The sequence below is a fragment of the Micromonospora sp. WMMD1274 genome (assembly GCF_049179035.1).
Taxonomy (GTDB): Bacteria; Actinomycetota; Actinomycetes; order Mycobacteriales; family Micromonosporaceae; genus Micromonospora; species Micromonospora tulbaghiae.
Genome location: NZ_JBMHMG010000003.1, coordinates 1 through 16,171, shown reverse-complemented (window position 1 = coordinate 16,171; position 16,171 = coordinate 1). Strand labels below are relative to the sequence as shown.

Below are 16,171 nucleotides of genomic sequence, written 5' to 3'. Positions count from 1 at the left end.
ATCGCACAGGGTTACGGCACGGACAGTTCAGATGTACGCTCGGGCCGGCGACGTCCGCGTCTCTGCACAGTTCACTTTGGGCGTCAGTCGGAGGTGCTGGTGATCAGTACGTACGTCCGGCGGCTGCGGCTGGCGGCTGAGCTGGCTGCGCTACGCCAGGAGCGGCGGATGTCATCCGAGGCGTTGGCCCGGGCGGCCGGTCTACCGCGGACTACCGTGTCGCGGCTGGAGAACGGCCGAATGAGGCCGAACCCCAACGACGTGATGAAGATTCTGGAGCATCTCAAGGTCACCGGAGAGGCATGGACCACCTTGCTGACCATCGCTCGACAGGCCAGCGAGCGAGGATGGTGGGAGTCGGCGGCCAGTGAGATGGGAGCCCGCCAGGCGCTGTACGCGAACCTTGAGGCAGGCGCATCAACCATCCGTGAATACCAGATGACACTGCTGCCTGGGCTGCTGCAAACCGGCGAGTTCACGCGGGCCCGAGCGGGCGTCGACAAGGCCGACTGGTCGGCGCATTTTGATCCCGATCAGGCGGTCGAGGCGCGTATCGGACGGCAGCGAGTGCTTCATCGCCCGGACGGCCCTACCTACGAGGTGGTCATCGATGAGCTGGCGGTCCGCCGTCCTGCTACTGCCCTTCCGGTTCTGCGGGATCAGCTGATCCACATCGCTAATCAGGCCACCACGGACGCCAAGATCAGTGTGCGGATCCTGCCCGTCGACGGCCAGATCACCGGCCACATGGTGCCGCGCTCAGGGTTTTCGATCTACACCTACCCGGACCCGCAGGACCCAGTCGTCGTCGCCGTCGACACGGTCACCGACGACCTCGTGCTGACCAGCCCTGATGCCGTGAACCACTACCTTGACCTGTACGAGCGGCTGAGCGATGCCGCGCTTGCACCACAACAGAGCGTGCGGTTTCTACAGGAGACCGCCGAGAAGATCACTGAGCCGACAGGAAGAGCAGCGTGAGAGACCCGAACTTCACCAACTGGCGGAAGTCCACCAGAAGTAGCGGCGGCGCCAACTGCGTCGAGGTTGCCCATGACGCGGCCACGGTCGGCGTCCGGGACACCAAGGATCGCACCGGAGGGACCCTCCTCTTCCCGACCGATGGATGGCGTGCCTTCCTCGGCGACGTACGCGAAGGCGTGTTCGACCCTTCCTGATCTATAGCTTTCGAAGCTCTTCCTGCTAGTTGGGCCGGCCGCACCAAGGCCGGCCCAACTGTCTTGTTCGGAGAGCCAAGACAGCGATCAGGCTCGACCTCACGCAGGGCTTGAGAAAGTGTGACGCACAGTGCCATGCTGTCCCAATCACGGCAACTGAACTGTTCAAGGGCTGCGCGGTTCGAAGCAGCCTGACGCTGACCCCGGGGCCGCATAGTGAAGAACCAGCTACTCCGCTCGGCACGTGAGCGCATTCCCTCTCGCCGGCATCCCGGAGAGCCCATGTCTCGATCCGAGCTGGCAGCGCTGGTCAACGAGGTGCTGTACCCGGATCCGCATCGGCGCAGCCGTAGCGCCTTCAACGCCAACTACTTGGGCAAGCTCGAAGACGGACTAATTCATTGGCCCAAGGCGGAGTACCGAGCCGCCCTGCGGGCCGCCCTCGGCGCGCAGCGCGACGAGGAGCTCGGCCTCTATAATCCGCGCGCTGCGAACTCGGCTAACGTCGATAGCGTGGACCGACGAGACATGCTGGGCATGCTGGGGGTGCTGGTGGGAGCTGGCGTCGTCAGCTCTCCCGCGATGACGCTGCTGGGAGCCGAGCCATCACACGAACTACCGCAACGGATTGGCCGCGAGCACATCAACCAGGTCGTCGAAGCGGCGGACATCTTCGAGCACTGGGATAACAGTCACGGTGGCGCCCTCGCCCGTGAGATCGCCGACGACAAGCTGCGTCGGCTCGCGCAGCTCCTCCAACGCTCGTGCCCGCCGAAGCTCCACGCCGACCTGCACACCGCCATGGCACAGCTAGCCGGTGTGGTCGCGTTCATGCTCTTCGACGCCTACGAACACGATGCCGCGCGGAGGAGATTCGCCTTCGCGCTGCAATGCGCGGAGGTCGGCGGGAACTGGCACCAACGTGGCCTGCTGCTGTCCTACATGGCTCGCCAGGCTATCTGGTGTGGGCAGCCCGACGAGGGCCTCACCTACGTCGAGATGGGGCTCGTGCGAGCCGAACGGCTGACCGCGACAGAACGCGCCATGCTTCATACCGTCCGCGCTCGCGCCCTGGCCAAGCTTGGTCCGGCTCGTGCCCAGGATGCGCTAGCGGCAGTAGGAGCGGCAGACGAGGCATTTGCTCACTCGGAGCCGGTCGACGACCCGCCCTGGATGCGCTTCTACGACGAGGCCCAGCACCACGGCGACACCGCTCACGCGCTGTACGACGTTGCCATGAACACCAAGCTTCCAACCGAGGCCACGAGCCGATTCCGGTACTCGGTCGAGCATCACCAGCCAGAGTTCGCACGCTCCAGAGCGATCTCCCGCACCAAACTTGCCGCCCTCACCATGGCCCAAGATGATCCTCACGAAGCCGCGCACATCGGTCAGCTCGCGCTCAATGACGCTGGCACCGTTCGCTCTCTCCGCGCCGCTGAGGATCTTCGCGAACTGCATCGCCTGGCCGGGCCTCACACGGGCATCCCCGAGGTTCACGCGCTGCGCACGCAGATTCAATCAACGGTCAGGGCGGTTGCATGACCGAGGCCATCGCAGCGCTCACCAGAGCCTGCCAGCAGGTCGGGCTCGACGCCACCGGCGCTGAGCTGGTCCGGGCAGGGGAAAACGTCCTGTACCGGCTTCCCGGTGCCGTCGTCGCCCGCGTTGCGCGACCCGGACAAACAGACGCAGCAGCCAAGGAGGTCCGGGTCTCTCGGTGGCTGCAAGAGTCTGGCATCCCTGTCGTCCGAGTCGTGCCCGGCATTGCCCAGCCAGTACAGGTCGACGGTCGAGCCGTGACATTCTGGCGGGAACTGCCCGACCACCGCGAGGGAAGCGTCGACCAGGTCGCGGACATCCTTCGGCAGATCCACCGACTCCAGCCACCACCGGATCTCGCCTTGCCGGCGTTGGCGCCGTTCGTACGGCTCAAAGAACGCATCGCCGAGACCACGGTCTTCAACACCGACGAGCGCGAATGGCTCCTTGCTCACCTTCAGCGCCTGACCGAGCAGTATGAGAACCTGCCCGTTGGTCTTCCACCTGCGGCGGTGCACGGCGACGCCTGGGGCGGCAACATCGTCGCCACCGCAACCGGTCCGGTCGTGCTCGATCTGGAACGGTTCGCCTACGGGCCTCCTGAATGGGATCTTGCATCCATTGCCGTTGACCACTTCACGTTCGGTTCCCTGTCGGCAGAAGAGTGGGCGCAATTCTGCACACGCTACGGCCACGACGTCACAGAGTGGGAGGGCTACACAGTCCTGCGCGACACGCGGGAGCTGCGAAAGGTCACGTTCGCCGCGCAAATGGCCGCCCAGCATCGCCACCTGACCGGACAAGCACGTTACCGGCTGACCTGCATACGCGGCGAAAAGGGGCCCCGCCCTTGGCATTGGACGCCGGTTGCCTGATAGGCCAGCCAGCCCTCAGTGAATGCGGCCGACCGCGCGGCGCGGTGATGCCGACGGCATCACCGCACCGAACGAGAGCCGCATGTGACACGGTGCTGCACCGGTCCGCCGCCTTCTACGACGAGGGCACCGCGCTCCGCGGCCCGGCACGCCCTAGCGATAGTTGTCGATGCTGATCCTGTCGCGCCAGCAGGCATCCGTGAGCTTGGCCTTGTAGGAGTTCCCGTAGAGGCCATAGACCCGGCGGTTGGCGTCGTCCCTTCCGCTGGCCACCGTCACGCCGGTGACGGTGTCCCAGACCTTCCAAGGCGACCCCTGGCAGGCGGGGCCGACATGGACGTCGATGAAGTGCCCCGAGGAGTTGGCCGGGATGGACCCGGTGGTGCACGTCCGGTACCAGCCCCCGTAGAAGTAGGGCGCGGTGCAGCTCGCCGAGGCGGCGTGCGCGGGCGTTGCGGCGACGCCGAGGGTCGCGGTGACGGCGGCCCCGGTGAGCAGTGCGGCCTGTAATGGGCGGGACTTGCGGATGACGCTGCGCATCGATACCTCTTTTCCCCCGAATGGAGGGCCCGTCCGTAAGCGCAGGAGTGGAGGGCAGCTCGGGCCCGAATTCGTTGTGCTCGCTGCCGAAGCGCGCTTACGGCGGATTCAGCCTCGCCGGGGTGATCGCTCGCTCACTAGCCCTCGTTGCTAGAGCTCGGGGCAGTTGAGCTACCCGGCCGAGGCCAACTGTCAGTAGCCCTATTGCGCGTCGCTAGCGACGCGGTCACGCGTCTCGGAGCCTGAGCTCAGCAGCGATGCCAGCTTGGCCCGCTCGCAGGAGGAAGGACGCGCATGCGTGCATGCACCGGTTCGCCGAAGTCACGATCCACCCGCTGATGCCGGCTTTGATGAGATCGTCTGTCCTCGCTGGCATGGCGCTATGTGCGGTCGCTCAGCTCATGCTGGGAGCGTCGATCGTTTCGACTCGGCTGCTGCTGGACTACCCGGTGTTCGCCGGTCAGGCGATCCGGTACGCCATCGCCGCAGTCGCCCTAGCCGCAGCCATGCTCGTCTCCGTGGCGTTGCCCGGCACCATGCGGTCAGCGACCAACGTCTGTCTCACACGCGGCGAGTGGGGCTGGTTGGCCATCTTGTCCGCCGCAGGATTGGCCGGTTACAACACCTGCCTCGTGGTGGCGCTGCGCCACGCGGACGCGGCGACCGTATCGACCGTGGTCGGCGCGGTGCCAGTGGCGGTTGCCATCCTGGCACCGCTCATTCGTCGACACGCTCCGAGCGCGCGTCTGCTCGTGGCCGCAGGAATCGTCGTCGCGGGAACCACACTGGTCCACGGCACCGGGCACGCCAGTCCGCTCGGCCTAGCAGCGGCCGTCGGAGCGCTCCTCGGCGATGTCTCCTTCGCGCTCGTCGCCGCCAAACTGCTCCCCCGGATCGGCCCGGTGCGGCTGTCAGCGTACAGCTGCGCCCTCGCGGTGCCGTTGCTGACAGCGGCGTCACTGGCCGCTGGCGAACCGCCGTCCTGGCGACTGCCCACCCTCACGGAATGGCTCGTGCTGCTCTCCCTCGGAGTCGCCTTGACCAGCGTCGGCTTCTGGTGCTGGTTCCGAGGGATCCAGCTAGCGACCGTCGAGCATGGCGCGCTGACCGTGGGCCTAGTGCCGCTAGCCGCCATTACCACGATGACGATCCAGGATCACGCCATGCCGCCGGTGACGCAGGTTGGCGGGATCTGCGTCGTCGTGGTGGGGTTGCTCATCGGTGTGTCCGCGCGCTCGGGTTTCTCCGCCCGCAACCGCCCACGCCGAATCGTCACCACGGCGCGCGGCCCGGCCCACGGTGATGCCGCCGGCATCACCCCCCTCGCCCTGCCCCGTCAGCTATCCCCCGCCTACGTGCCGGATCACGCCTCGCACGCAGGCGTGGCAGCCAGTCCAGCCGGCACCACAGACGCCCCAGCTACCGCCTTACGTTAGCCGGTTCGATGGGCACCATCGTCAGCATGCGAACGCCGGAACATCCTTCAGGGGAGCAGTAGAGGATCCCCACCTTGACCGGTGCGCCGGCCATGACCCTGACACCTCGCACCGGCGTCCCGTCGTCCTCGACGCTGGGGAGGTTGTCCCAACGCCACCGCACAAGATCATTTACCGCCATGATGTCCCGGATGACCTCGGCCAGCGCCGTGTTCTCAGGGTCGCGTATGTAAGCGAGGCGTAGCTGAGCCAGGAGCGCCGGCACCCACTCCTCTTCCCACCGGTCGAGCTGCTGCCGCGCGGACGGGTCCGTGAACGCCCACCGCATCAGGTTAGGCGCATCGCTCCTCAACCACGGAAACCAGCTCGCCGATCGAGCGTTGTGCGCCCGAACGGTGAAGGCGTTGTCGACGACCATGCACGGGTACGGCTGACTGCGCACGAATCTGCCCATCGCCGAGCTGATCCGCGGCGGGTCGGCGGGCTTCTGCTCTCCAGCCGGCACACGCCCGACGGCTAGGCGGTACAGGACCTCCCGCTCGCGGTCGCTGAGCCGCAGAACGGCGGCAACCCTGTCGAGATAATCGTCGGTGTGCCTACCGCGCCCACGCCCTCGTTCCAGTTCTCCGTACCAGTAGGGTGTGCTTCCCAGCGCATAGGCGATGTCGTACTGGCTTACGACCTGCTTCCGTCGACGTGGGTACGGGTCGACCACCGGCAGGTCAGCCGGGGTCAGTCGTCTACGCCACGTCCTCAACAGCGCGGACAGCTCTGCCTGCGGATCGCGCAGCCGCGCAGGCGGGCCAGGAGCTTCTATGGTCCGGCCTTCGGATCGTGCCTCACTCCTGCTGATGCGTCGACGGCCGATCCCTGGGTTCGCCCCGTACCGCCGCGCCACACTTTCCCGTGACAGCGTGCTGGTTGTCATCGCACCGACCAGCCCTCGTCAACTGGCCGCTCCGCCGGATCGGGGCCGGCGGAGCCGGGCCGGGGCGGTCTCAACGCGTTGGACGGGTCGATCCCCGACAGCTCAGCCGAGATGTCCCACAGCAGCCGTGCGGCCCTCTCATCGCGTGAGGCGTCACTCGGCTGCTCCACACCGACGGGTCCTCGGGTGCGCAACCAGCGGCGGGGGCCGAGGTACGCGCCAGATGGCACGTCGGCGAGGCTAGCCGTGAGCGTCGGCTGAGCTCCCTGCGCCGCAGGCTGCGCCACCACCATCGCCAGGATCTGCAACCCCTGCGCCACCGAAGGACGGCCACCTCGCCGACGTGCCGAGTCCAGCAGCTGTGTGTCGGACCACCCGGGGTGGCACGCGATGCTCCGCGCAGAGCAACCGCTGGCCAGCAGCAGCCGGTGCAGCTCGTACGAGAACAGGAGGTTCGCCAGCTTGCTTGCCGCGTACGCCTGGTACGGGCGGTACACCTTTGGGTCGGGCCAGTCGTGCGGATCCAGCCGGGCAACGCGGTGCGCGGTGCTGCTGACGGTGACGATCCGGGGGTCCGGCGCCGTCAGCAACGCGGGCAGAAGAAGTCCGGTGAGCGCGAAGTGCGCGAGATGGTTCACCCCGAAGTGCATCTCGACGCCGTCGAAGGTGTCCCACCGCGGAACGCCCATCAGGCCGGCGTTGTTCACGAGGACATCGATCCGTCCGTGATCGTCCAGAACTTGGCCTGCCGCAGCGCGAACGGATTCTAGGTTTCCCAGATCCACTCGCAGTTGCCGAATGATCGCGTCGGGCTGTGTCGCCTTGATGGCCGACGCCGCTGCGCTCATTCGTCCTGAGTGCCGGCAAGCCATGATCACGGTCATGCCGGCGGCGGCAAGCAGGCGAGCGGTGTGGTACCCCACGCCGGCGTTGGCGCCGGTGATGACGGCCACCTTGCCCCGCTGGTCCGGTGCTGGCGATGGGAGGCGAGCCGGGCCGTGGGCTGCTCTGCTGGCCCTGCGTGTGTTCGCCGCCCTGTCGTTCGGGGGTCGGCGGGAGGTCGTTGTCATGGTCATGACATCTCTTGGATCGGCCAGGTTGAGCATCGCAGTTGTCCCCCGATTCGTGTCGCCTCTCGTGGTGGAGGTGGCCCGGCCTCTGGGGCGGTTCAGAGGCCGGGCCCGCCGGCGAGTGACCTCCACGTACGCCGGCGCGGTGAAAGCTGCTGGGGCTACGGCTTGCGCAGGTTGGCGAGCGTCTCGTGAGTCATGCGGCCAAGCGCTTCCATGACGGCCTGGTCGTCGCTGCCGGACGGCAGAGCGTCCTGCGTCCAGCCCACCGTCAGGTACAAGTTGCCGTCGAGACAGGCAAGGCGCGGGCCGAGCAGACTATCCACATAGACGTAGCTGTCCTGGCATCCACTCGGTACCTGACGCAGCGCTTCTTCCTCCTGCGCCACCGCCTTCAACCCGTTGAACCGCACCTCCGCGTGGTCATTCACCTCAACCATCAGGTTGGCCACGCCCCTGGGGCCGAAACCGACAACGCATCCCTTCAGCGGGCCGTCCGTGGCGTCGCGGCGAGGGTCGGCAACGACACCGAGCAGCTCCTCCAGCGGAGCCACCACGAAGGCGTCGCACGGGCGCAGCTGCGAGCCGTACCGCCACGGAGTCACGCTCGGCCCGGGCGACGCAGTCGCCTCAGCGGCCGAGGTCAACCGCGCGGACGCTCCGCCCTCGGAATCCCGATTTCTACCGCAGCCGGTGGCCGCCAGAATGATCACCGCGACCACCATCAGGACCGTCGCGGTGACGACACCGAACGCGCGTCGCGTACCGGCCGGGGCTGGCGATTCGCCATGGCTCAACGGACAGCCTCCTTGCGCTCTAGGGTGATGCCGGCGGCATCACTGGAAGGGCTGGTAGCGGCACCCCGCTCATCGCGAACACGGACGTGGGACACAGCCAGGACTGCGCCAGCCAGGCAGGCCAGCGCCACCACGGCGATCGCGACGCTCGCGCCCAGCGGGGGCATGAGCACCGACACGACTGCGGTTCCACCGGCTCCACCAGCGAATCCCGAGAAGTAGGTCAGTCCGACAGCCGTTCCCCGCCGATCCGTACGCAAGGCGGCCAGCGCGACGGTCAGCATCGGTTGCCCCAGCGCGAAAACCGCTGACGAGATGACCGTCGACGTGATCACCAATGGGCCGACCGAGTCTGATGGCACTAACCCCACGATCACCAGCGCTCCAGCAGCCAGCAGCAGCGCCTTGGCCGACGACCGCTGCCGGAGGGCCAGGCCGTGGGACACGGCCACCCCCGCTACCGCACACAGCACCAGCACCACGCCGCTGTTCAGCGGCGTCCATCCGGCGTCGGCGAGCAGGTGTCCGTCGGCGAGCACCACGGCAAACCGCGCCCCGTAGATGCAGCCAGCCAGCAGGCACACCCGCCTGAACTGGGCCTCGCGCACCAGTGCGGCAGGCACGAACGCGTCGGGCCGGCGCCGCGCTCGAACCCACAGGGCGAGCCCGCTGGCGGCCGCACCTGCGGCCAGCGCCGATGCAGTCGTCAGCGTCAGCACCGCGATCTGCGTCAGCCCGACCGTGCACGTCGCGAACACCGTCAACAGTCCTGCTCCGACAGCGTCGAAGGCAGCCGACGGCCTCCCCCGCCGATGGTGGTGTCGCGTTATCCACGGGACCGCCAGCACCGACAGGACGGGCAAGACCACGGCCGCGCGCCACCCGATCACCTCCGTGGCGGCTCCACCCGCGAGCGTCGCCCCGGCCAGGAACGTCGCCATCACCGCGCCCAACGCCCTCGCCACCGCGCCGCGATGCTCGGCATCGACGTGAGCTGCGATGGTGAGCACCACGGTCACGACGGCAGACGATCCGACAGCCAGCACCACCCGGCCGGACACCACCGCCTCCGGTGTCGGTGCCAGCAGACACACCACCGTGCCGGCGAGCAACAGCACCGCGCCGATACGGAGACAGGCCCGTGTTCCCCAGCGTTCGGTCAACGGCCCGAACACCGCAGTACCGACGCCGAGAGCGATGGCGTACCCAGACAACAGCCACACCGTGCTGACCGAGCCAGAGACGTCCGGAATGTAGGGCACCGCGACCGCCGCCGCCATGATGCCGAACGTCACCGGCCCGTAGAGCGTCCCCAGCAGCACGCCTAGCCGGGCGGGACGAGCACCGGAACCACCGGGTGCACGGTTGGCGGTGATGCCGCCGGCATCACCGCCGGTCACGCCGTGCCCCAGACGGAGTTGAGGGCGCCCGGTTGAAAACAGGGATGTCCTTGACTTCTTTGAGGTAGGCGGTTCCCGAGGTGTAGCCGGTGCCCGCCTCGTTGCCCAGCATCCGCACCGCGAGCGAGTAGTGGGTGCGACGCCACCCTGTCAGCGCGGCCGCGAAGGACGCCATGCTCTCGACGAGTTGGTCCTCGACGACCGCTGCGAATCCAGCCCGCTCCAGCTTCCCCACCTGGGACTGCACCGTGGCCTGCCCGGACAGCGCCCGCATCCGCGCCTGCGGCGCGGACTGGAAGGCGACCGAGTGTAGCCGGGCCAGTTCCGGGCGGCGGCACAGCGACTCCACCAGCTTGTAGCTGTAGCTCTGGATGGCACTGGCGCCCTCGGTCCACCGACGGAAGTCGCGGAACGCCGCGACCTGCATGGTGGCCAGCAGCGAGAACAGGGGTGAGGCTTCCCGCAGGATCCCGGTCGCCGCATCCAGCCGCGCCCCGCCGTGCACAGCATGCCCGTCGCCGAGGAGTTGAATAACGCTGCACAGGTCCACCGCCACCAGCGCGAACGTCGCCTCCCACGACTGGAGGACTCGGAGGAACAGGTACTCGTCGTGCACCCGGGAGACGGGCAACATCGACAGGGCGACCGCCTGGCGTTCGTCCCGGTTGAGGAATTCCTCGACGGCCCGCCACAGACGATCCGGGCGAACATCGTCCACGGCACCCGCCTGTTCAAGGCCGAGGCGGGCAAGCGCGGGTTGAAGCACGCGCATGCCGAGCCTGAGCCGCTTACGTGTCAGGCCAGATGCCGGCCGGAACTCCGGCAGCGGCTGTCGCTGGTCCTCTGCGGCGGCGTGCTCGAACCTCAACACGTCTGCGATCAACGCCACGACCAGCCGGTCCCGGCATCGCAACGCCGCCGCCGCGTCCACGACGATGTCGCCGCGGTCGGCGTCCGGCAGGGGAAGCAGCTCCAGCGCCAGATACGTGCGGTAGTCGTAGCGGCCGTCGGCCTTGTCGAGCAGCACGTTCAAGAACGAGCGCAGGAGACGGCCGCCAGCGTCGGGCCCGGCGACGGAGTTGGTCACCTCCCTGGCCTGTCCCAGCACCTCCAGCATCTGCGGCGGTACGAAGTGCTTCCCGTGCTCCCGCACGCTGGCGACGACGTCTCGATACGGAAAGTCGTCGCTGCACCGCTGACCCGTCAGCCACCGCTGCACCGCGTCGACGCCGTTCATGCCACCACTCCCTGTCGATGAGACCGGCGGCGCTCTGCCGCCCGGGCGTCGGGGAACTCCCCCAACAGTCGGCATGCCGTCTCGACGTCCTCTGCGGTGGTGAAGGCGTGCATCGCGAGCCTGACCACCCGGCCTCGCGGTGCGACCGCGACGTGCCGGTCTGCCAGCCACCGCGTGATGGCCTCCGGTGCGGGGTGCAGGACCGCCAGATGGGCGCCGTGCTCCTCGGGAGTCGTCACGAACAGGCCTTGCCGCGTCACCAGCTCGCGGGCGAGCCGCGCCATCTGCGCCACGTGACGTCGAACCTGCCCCAAGTCCAGGTCGGCGATCAGCGACAGGGCCGCGTTGGCGGCGTACACCGCTGGCACCGCTGGCGTCCCGACCTGGAACCGGCGCGCGTCGTCCGGCCAGTCCACCAGGTGAGGATCGAACCGGTGAGGATCGCGACGACCCTGCCAGCCGGTCAGACCCGGTACGCGTCCACCACTGGCAGCGGCCTCATACAGAGCGACGACCCCCGGCAGCCCGAGGGCGTACTTGCCGAAGCCGGCCACGAGGTAGTCACAGTTCCACTGCCGCACATCAAGCGGCTCCACCCCGAACGCCTGGTAGGCGTCGACGAAGACCTCCGCACCGGCATGATGCGCCGCCTCGACGATGTCGCGCACCGGCAGGCGCTGACCGCTGCTGTAGGTGACCGCGGGCACCGACACCAGGGCTGTGCGGCCGTCGATCGCCCGCAGGTAGTCGGTGAGGCACACCCGGCCGTCTCGGTCGCCGACGAAGACCACCTCGGCCCCTCGCCGGCGCTGCGTCAGCCAGGCGTGGGCGACCCCGGGGAACTCGGCGCTGCACGTCACGATCCGAGACCGCGTCGTCCATCCCCGCGCAGAGCCCACCTGGTGCGCGGCCGTTGACGCGTCGGCCAGCAATCCGATCTGGTGCTCCTGGGCCCCGAGCAACGCCGCGACTCGATAGCGCAACTGCGTCACCTGATGCTCCCACGCCTGCCACGTCACCGCGGGGCTCTCCATCGCGGTGAGCATGGCCAGCAGGGACGACTCGACAACCGGTGACCGGGGCGCGTGACTGCAACTGGCCAAATGGACGCGTCCGGCCAACGACGGCAGTTCACGCCGCACCGCAGAGCAATCCATCGGTGTCCGGGCCATCACGCCATCTCCCGCAGCGACGTGGCGCTGGTTACGACGGCGGTACGGACCGCCCACAGGTCGGGGAAGTACCTGTGGGCGGTCAGCTTCGCCAGGGTCCCGACCGGCGTGCCCTGGGTGCCGAACCCGCCGTCGCCGACGAGCCGGGCCGCAAGGAGGTAGTGCCGCATCCGCCACAGCGCCACAGCCTCGTCCCAATCCACCATCCGCTCCGCCAGCCGGTAGATCGGCTGGTCGGCCCGCCACCGGCACAGCTGCTCCAGGGAGACTCCGCAGTGTTCGCAGAGATGCTCGAATGCCTTTGCCAGCTCTCGCCCGGCCCGCCCGATTCCCACCCAGCCCGGCGACTGCGCACCTGACCCCGTGCCCAGCCGAGGTCGCATGACGGCGAACGCCATCGGCGAGAGGTGCTCGAACATGTCGAGCTGGCCGGTCACTGTCCGGATCGCGTCGGCCGCTTGGTGAACGAGCAACTCCCCCGCGCCCACATCGCCCGAACGCAGGTGCCACGCCGCCTCCTGCGACGCCTCCACCGCCACGCGTAACCACAGCTCGGTGCTCTGGTGCGCCACCTGGAACAGCAACTCGTCACGATGAGCACGCTCGGGTGCCGGCACCTGAAGCCGCAGCAGCTCATCCACGCGCATGTACCGGCTGTAGGCGTTCACGTCCGTCGTTCCCACGTAGCCATCTGGCGGCGCGCTGGCAGGACCGCCGTCCTCGTCGTCCAGGCCGTCGGGCGGGCGAGGTGTCGTGTGCACGCCTCCGCTGTGCGAACTCTGAGGTGCCATCTTCAGTGCCCCCGTTGTCTTCGTGGTCGGCGTCAGGCTGATTGACGGACCAGCTGGTCAAAACCATGGAGCGTGAGCCAGGTTCCGCAGCTCCTGACCAGCACGAGCCGCGGCGTCCGCCCTGCGCCGGGCAAGCCACCGCGGAGCTTGTCCGCGACCGGGCAGCCACAGCAGCAGAACGCCGTGGGCCAAGACGGCGGCACCCACCACTGCGCGCGGTCCCGCCGCCATTCGGTCAGCCATGAGGAAAGGAAGTGCCACCGCCGTCACGACCGATCCGCCGGCCGCAGCACGTAGTCCGGCGAGGCTGCCCGACATGGGGAGGGACAGGCCCGCGACGACCGAGACGAGCGCCAGAGCGAGCAGGACGATGAGCACGCCGGCATCCAGTGCCATCGCGCCGAACGGCGTGTTCGCGTCCCAGCCAGCAGCCAGGTACACGGCCGCGTCGGCGAACACCGTGGAGCCGGCGCAACACACAACCGTGGCCAGGCGGACCGCTCTCGGTGCCGATTCGTGGGGGCGCATCGTCCTGTTGACGACGGGGCCTTGGTGCTCCGGCAAGGTTGCGCTCCCTCAAGGCTGGCATTCGGGCTCAAATTCGGTACGGTAATCACGCCTGAAACATGAATACGGTACCGGGACGGGAGATGTCAACACGATGAGGAGTGAGCACGTAGTGATGCCGCCGGCATCACCGGGCTCCGAGCGGCCAGGCAAGACGGCGAGCGCGCCGTGCGCTGGCGGTCGTCTCACGCCGTTCACCACCCTGCTGAGGGCCGCCCGGCACCGCCGACGAGCCGGCCCCATGGCTGGGCTTTCTGCCGACGGCCGCCGTGGGTAGCCGAACTGACCGCGACCGCAGCACGGTGACCCTGCCCGGAGGCCCGGAGCTGACGGTGTATGCGGCTTGTGCCGACGATCTGCCGGCCGTGATGGAACTGCATCAAACCTGCTCAGCGCGCAGCCGGCACTGGCGCTATCTGTCGGGTGCGGTGCCATCACCCGCCCGCCTGCGTCGGCTGCTGGAGCCGGCTCGCGGAGTGACCCTGCTTGCCGCTGCGGGCGACGGCGCGATGGCAGCTGTGGTGGCGATGGCGAACCTGATCGCCGAGGGAGACCAAGCTGAGGCAGCGCTGCTCGTTCGGGACGACTGGCAGCGGCACGGACTCGGTTCGACCCTGCTGGTCTGGTTGCTCGGGCTCGCCAGCAGTAGCGGCTACGCCGCGCTCGTGCTGCACATGCACGCGGAGAACACCCCGATGCTGCGCACGGTCAGGCGGCTCGATCGCGCGGCCCTGACCGAAAGGGACGGCGCCTTTCTCACCTTCACCGTGCCAGTGGTCGCCACCAGCCGAAGGCCGCCCTGGTGAGGCGGCGACCAACGCCCGTGCGGCTCTCCCGCCAAGCGGAGCCGACACAGCGACAGCCAGCATCAGGACCAGCAGGAACGGGCACGACGTGACCGAAGGCAGCCTGCCGGTGATGCCGCCGGCATCACGGCTTGATGATGAAGCGGCCTTCCGCACCCGTGCCGCGTCGCGGTCGCCCACGCCAGTGACGGCGGCCAGCAGCTGCCCAGCGCACGCGCCCGGCGGTCCCACCGACGGCCCGGCTCGGGTTCTCAGCGACGCCCACGCCTTTCTCACGCGCTACTTCCACGAGACAGGACGCGACGGCTTGCGGACTCGCCTGGCGCAGATGCGACGCGAGGTTGAGACCAGCGGCACGTGGTGGCAGACCACCGACGAGTTGGTGTTCGGGGCGAAGCTGGCGTGGCGTAACGCGGAACGGTGCATCGGACGCGCCCGTTGGAGCGCCCTGCGCGTGCGTGATCTCAGAGGGATCAACCGGGCCGATCAGATCCGCGGCGAGTTGGAGAACCACCTGGACCTGTCCACCAACGGCGGTGCCATCGTCCCGATGATGTCGGTCTTCTCCCCAGCGTCAGCCGACATGCCTGCCGTGCGGATCCGCAACTCGCAGCTGATCCGGTACGCAGGATGGACCACCGCAGCCGGCGAGGTGACCGGAGATCCCGCTCAGGCGCGATTCACCGATCAAGCCATACAACTGGGTTGGCGAGGACCGTCGAACCGGACCCGGTTCGACGTGCTGCCCTGGATCATCGACGGCATTGACGTCGGCCGGGCGCTGTTCGCCGTCCCTGCCTCCTGCGTCTTGGAGGTGGAACTGCGCCACCCGCAGCATCCCTGGTTCGCGCTGTTGGGACTGCGCTGGCCGGCGCTGCCCGCGATCAGCGACATGACCTTAAGGGTGGGCGGGGTCATCTATCCCTGCGCGCCGTTCAGCGGCAGTTACATGGCCTCCGAGATCGCCAGTCGCAACCTCGCCGACCCGGCGCGCTACCACCAGCTGCCCGCAGTGGCGCGCGGGCTGGGCCTTGACACGCGACGAGACCGGCTGTGGCGGGACAAGGCGCTCCTCATGCTCAACGAGGCGGTCCTGCACAGCTTCCTCGCCGCCGGGGTCCGCATCACCGATCACCATCGGGAAAGCATCTCCTTCGCGCGGTTCACCGACCGGGAAGAAGCCGCAGGGCGGCCGGTCTACGGGGACTGGTCGTGGCTCAACAGCTACCCCATGACTCCGCAGGACCCGAGCTGGGGCCGCTACTACGCATCACCCTCGCCGCAAGATCCCGGGCTGCACCCCTCTCCACCGGTGAAGCCGTGATCGGACCATGACCTGCCCACAGTGCCGAAGCTCCGAGGACGGCTGCTGTCTTAGGTCAGAGCGCTGGTGACGAAAGGATTCAGACCGTGCGTAGCGCGACCGAACTGCCCGGCATGGTTGAACTGAGTATGCCAGCGCGCAATGCTCGCCTCGATGCGCTCATCAAGGCGGCCCACGACCTGCTTGACCGGGCCGTTCGGGAGGAGATCGTCGAGCACCACGACGGCCACGGCCGTAACCGCAAGCATGTGGCGACTGCGGTGCTGTTCTCCGGCGGCCACGACTCCACAGTGCTGGCCCACCTGTTCCGCCGGCGAGCGACTCATGCGATTCACGCGAACACCGGGATCGGCGTTGAGGCCACCCGCCAGTTTGTACGTGACACCTGCGCGAGCTGGGGACTACCGCTCATCGAGAAGCACCCGCCGGTGGGTTCAACGTACCGCGAGCTGGTGCTGACCGACGGATTCCCTGGTCCGGCGAAGCACTGGAAAATGTACCAACGGCT

Annotated in this window: 17 protein-coding genes; 8 read left to right on the top strand and 9 right to left on the bottom strand. The window is 68.2% G+C overall.

All coding sequences use genetic code 11. From position 1 onward, the window contains the following. Positions 1-99 precede the first annotated feature (99 nt). The 4 genes from ACN27D_RS35200 (at position 100) to ACN27D_RS35185 (ending at position 3,595) form a co-directional block, all read left to right on the top strand. Positions 100-981, top strand: a complete 882-nt coding sequence (locus ACN27D_RS35200) for a helix-turn-helix domain-containing protein (protein ID WP_047891584.1) — start codon at positions 100-102, stop codon at positions 979-981. Then, positions 978-1,178 (top strand): DUF397 domain-containing protein, encoded by a 201-nt coding sequence (locus tag ACN27D_RS35195; protein ID WP_082171258.1) that lies wholly within the window; start codon positions 978-980, stop codon positions 1,176-1,178. Before ACN27D_RS35200 ends, ACN27D_RS35195 begins: the two co-directional genes overlap by 4 nt. 282 nt (positions 1,179-1,460) lie before the next feature. After that, complete coding sequence (locus ACN27D_RS35190; protein WP_053065348.1) at positions 1,461-2,723, top strand: hypothetical protein; 1,263 nt, start codon at positions 1,461-1,463, stop codon at positions 2,721-2,723. Then, on the top strand, positions 2,720-3,595 hold the full coding sequence (locus ACN27D_RS35185; RefSeq protein WP_047891583.1) for an aminoglycoside phosphotransferase family protein: 876 nt from the start codon (positions 2,720-2,722) through the stop codon (positions 3,593-3,595). The genes ACN27D_RS35190 and ACN27D_RS35185 overlap by 4 nt, the downstream gene beginning before the upstream one ends. Before the next feature lie 153 nt (positions 3,596-3,748). Here ACN27D_RS35185 and ACN27D_RS35180 read toward each other — a convergent pair whose 3' ends face one another. After that, positions 3,749-4,135 carry a hypothetical protein gene (locus ACN27D_RS35180; RefSeq protein ID WP_047891582.1) on the bottom strand — a complete coding sequence of 129 codons (387 nt, stop codon included), beginning with the start codon at positions 4,133-4,135 and terminating at the stop codon, positions 3,749-3,751. A gap of 302 nt (positions 4,136-4,437) precedes the next feature. Between ACN27D_RS35180 and ACN27D_RS35175 the strand changes: the two genes are divergently transcribed. Further along, positions 4,438-5,571 carry a DMT family transporter gene (locus ACN27D_RS35175; protein ID WP_047891581.1) on the top strand — a complete coding sequence of 378 codons (1,134 nt, stop codon included), beginning with the start codon at positions 4,438-4,440 and terminating at the stop codon, positions 5,569-5,571. On the opposite strand, the gene ACN27D_RS35170 is transcribed toward ACN27D_RS35175, so the two are convergent. The 8 genes from ACN27D_RS35170 to ACN27D_RS35135 all read right to left on the bottom strand — a co-directional run bounded on the left by ACN27D_RS35170 (position 5,555) and on the right by ACN27D_RS35135 (position 13,425). Next, positions 5,555-6,286, bottom strand: a complete 732-nt coding sequence (locus ACN27D_RS35170) for a hypothetical protein (protein ID WP_053065347.1) — start codon at positions 6,284-6,286, stop codon at positions 5,555-5,557. The two genes, ACN27D_RS35175 and ACN27D_RS35170, sit on opposite strands and share 17 nt — an antisense overlap. A gap of 209 nt (positions 6,287-6,495) precedes the next feature. After that, on the bottom strand, positions 6,496-7,569 hold the full coding sequence (locus ACN27D_RS35165; protein ID WP_255352841.1) for an oxidoreductase: 1,074 nt from the start codon (positions 7,567-7,569) through the stop codon (positions 6,496-6,498). A 161-nt stretch (positions 7,570-7,730) separates the two neighbouring features. Continuing rightward, positions 7,731-8,366 carry a hypothetical protein gene (locus ACN27D_RS35160; protein WP_152748225.1) on the bottom strand — a complete coding sequence of 212 codons (636 nt, stop codon included), beginning with the start codon at positions 8,364-8,366 and terminating at the stop codon, positions 7,731-7,733. Next, on the bottom strand, positions 8,363-9,766 hold the full coding sequence (locus tag ACN27D_RS35155) for an MFS transporter (protein WP_152748224.1): 1,404 nt from the start codon (positions 9,764-9,766) through the stop codon (positions 8,363-8,365). Before ACN27D_RS35155 ends, ACN27D_RS35160 begins: the two co-directional genes overlap by 4 nt. Then, positions 9,753-11,003, bottom strand: coding sequence for a tryptophan 2,3-dioxygenase family protein (locus tag ACN27D_RS35150; RefSeq protein WP_047891578.1), 1,251 nt, complete (start codon positions 11,001-11,003; stop codon positions 9,753-9,755). The genes ACN27D_RS35155 and ACN27D_RS35150 overlap by 14 nt, the downstream gene beginning before the upstream one ends. Continuing rightward, on the bottom strand, positions 11,000-12,037 hold the full coding sequence (locus ACN27D_RS35145; RefSeq protein WP_396849546.1) for an aminotransferase class V-fold PLP-dependent enzyme: 1,038 nt from the start codon (positions 12,035-12,037) through the stop codon (positions 11,000-11,002). Before ACN27D_RS35145 ends, ACN27D_RS35150 begins: the two co-directional genes overlap by 4 nt. Before the next feature lie 137 nt (positions 12,038-12,174). Beyond that, positions 12,175-12,936, bottom strand: a complete 762-nt coding sequence (locus ACN27D_RS35140) for a tryptophan 2,3-dioxygenase family protein (RefSeq protein ID WP_235437427.1) — start codon at positions 12,934-12,936, stop codon at positions 12,175-12,177. 87 nt (positions 12,937-13,023) lie between these two features. Beyond that, positions 13,024-13,425 carry a hypothetical protein gene (locus ACN27D_RS35135; protein WP_152748223.1) on the bottom strand — a complete coding sequence of 134 codons (402 nt, stop codon included), beginning with the start codon at positions 13,423-13,425 and terminating at the stop codon, positions 13,024-13,026. A 410-nt stretch (positions 13,426-13,835) separates the two neighbouring features. On the opposite strand from ACN27D_RS35135, the gene ACN27D_RS35130 reads away from it, so the two are divergent. The 3 genes from ACN27D_RS35130 to ACN27D_RS35120 form a co-directional block, all read left to right on the top strand. After that, on the top strand, positions 13,836-14,339 hold the full coding sequence (locus ACN27D_RS35130; protein WP_235437426.1) for a GNAT family N-acetyltransferase: 504 nt from the start codon (positions 13,836-13,838) through the stop codon (positions 14,337-14,339). Positions 14,340-14,427: 88 nt separating this feature from the next. After that, positions 14,428-15,663, top strand: coding sequence for a nitric oxide synthase oxygenase (locus ACN27D_RS35125; RefSeq protein WP_278091387.1), 1,236 nt, complete (start codon positions 14,428-14,430; stop codon positions 15,661-15,663). A gap of 86 nt (positions 15,664-15,749) precedes the next feature. Next, on the top strand, positions 15,750-16,171 hold a 422-nt coding region (locus ACN27D_RS35120; protein ID WP_421501235.1), incomplete at its 3' end, for a hypothetical protein.

What these genes read in the sequence shown, in the direction of transcription:
- ACN27D_RS35165 (WP_255352841.1), bottom strand. Translation starts at nt 7,569, where the DNA reads ATGACAACGACCTCCCGCCGACCCCCGAACGACAGGGCGGCGAACACA.
- ACN27D_RS35145 (WP_396849546.1), bottom strand. Translation starts at nt 12,037, where the DNA reads ATGGAGAGCCCCGCGGTGACGTGGCAGGCGTGGGAGCATCAGGTGACG.
- ACN27D_RS35185 (WP_047891583.1), top strand. Translation starts at nt 2,720, where the DNA reads ATGACCGAGGCCATCGCAGCGCTCACCAGAGCCTGCCAGCAGGTCGGG.
- ACN27D_RS35180 (WP_047891582.1), bottom strand. Translation starts at nt 4,135, where the DNA reads ATGCGCAGCGTCATCCGCAAGTCCCGCCCATTACAGGCCGCACTGCTC.
- ACN27D_RS35175 (WP_047891581.1), top strand. Translation starts at nt 4,438, where the DNA reads ATGCACCGGTTCGCCGAAGTCACGATCCACCCGCTGATGCCGGCTTTG.
- ACN27D_RS35190 (WP_053065348.1), top strand. Translation starts at nt 1,461, where the DNA reads ATGTCTCGATCCGAGCTGGCAGCGCTGGTCAACGAGGTGCTGTACCCG.
- ACN27D_RS35150 (WP_047891578.1), bottom strand. Translation starts at nt 11,003, where the DNA reads ATGAACGGCGTCGACGCGGTGCAGCGGTGGCTGACGGGTCAGCGGTGC.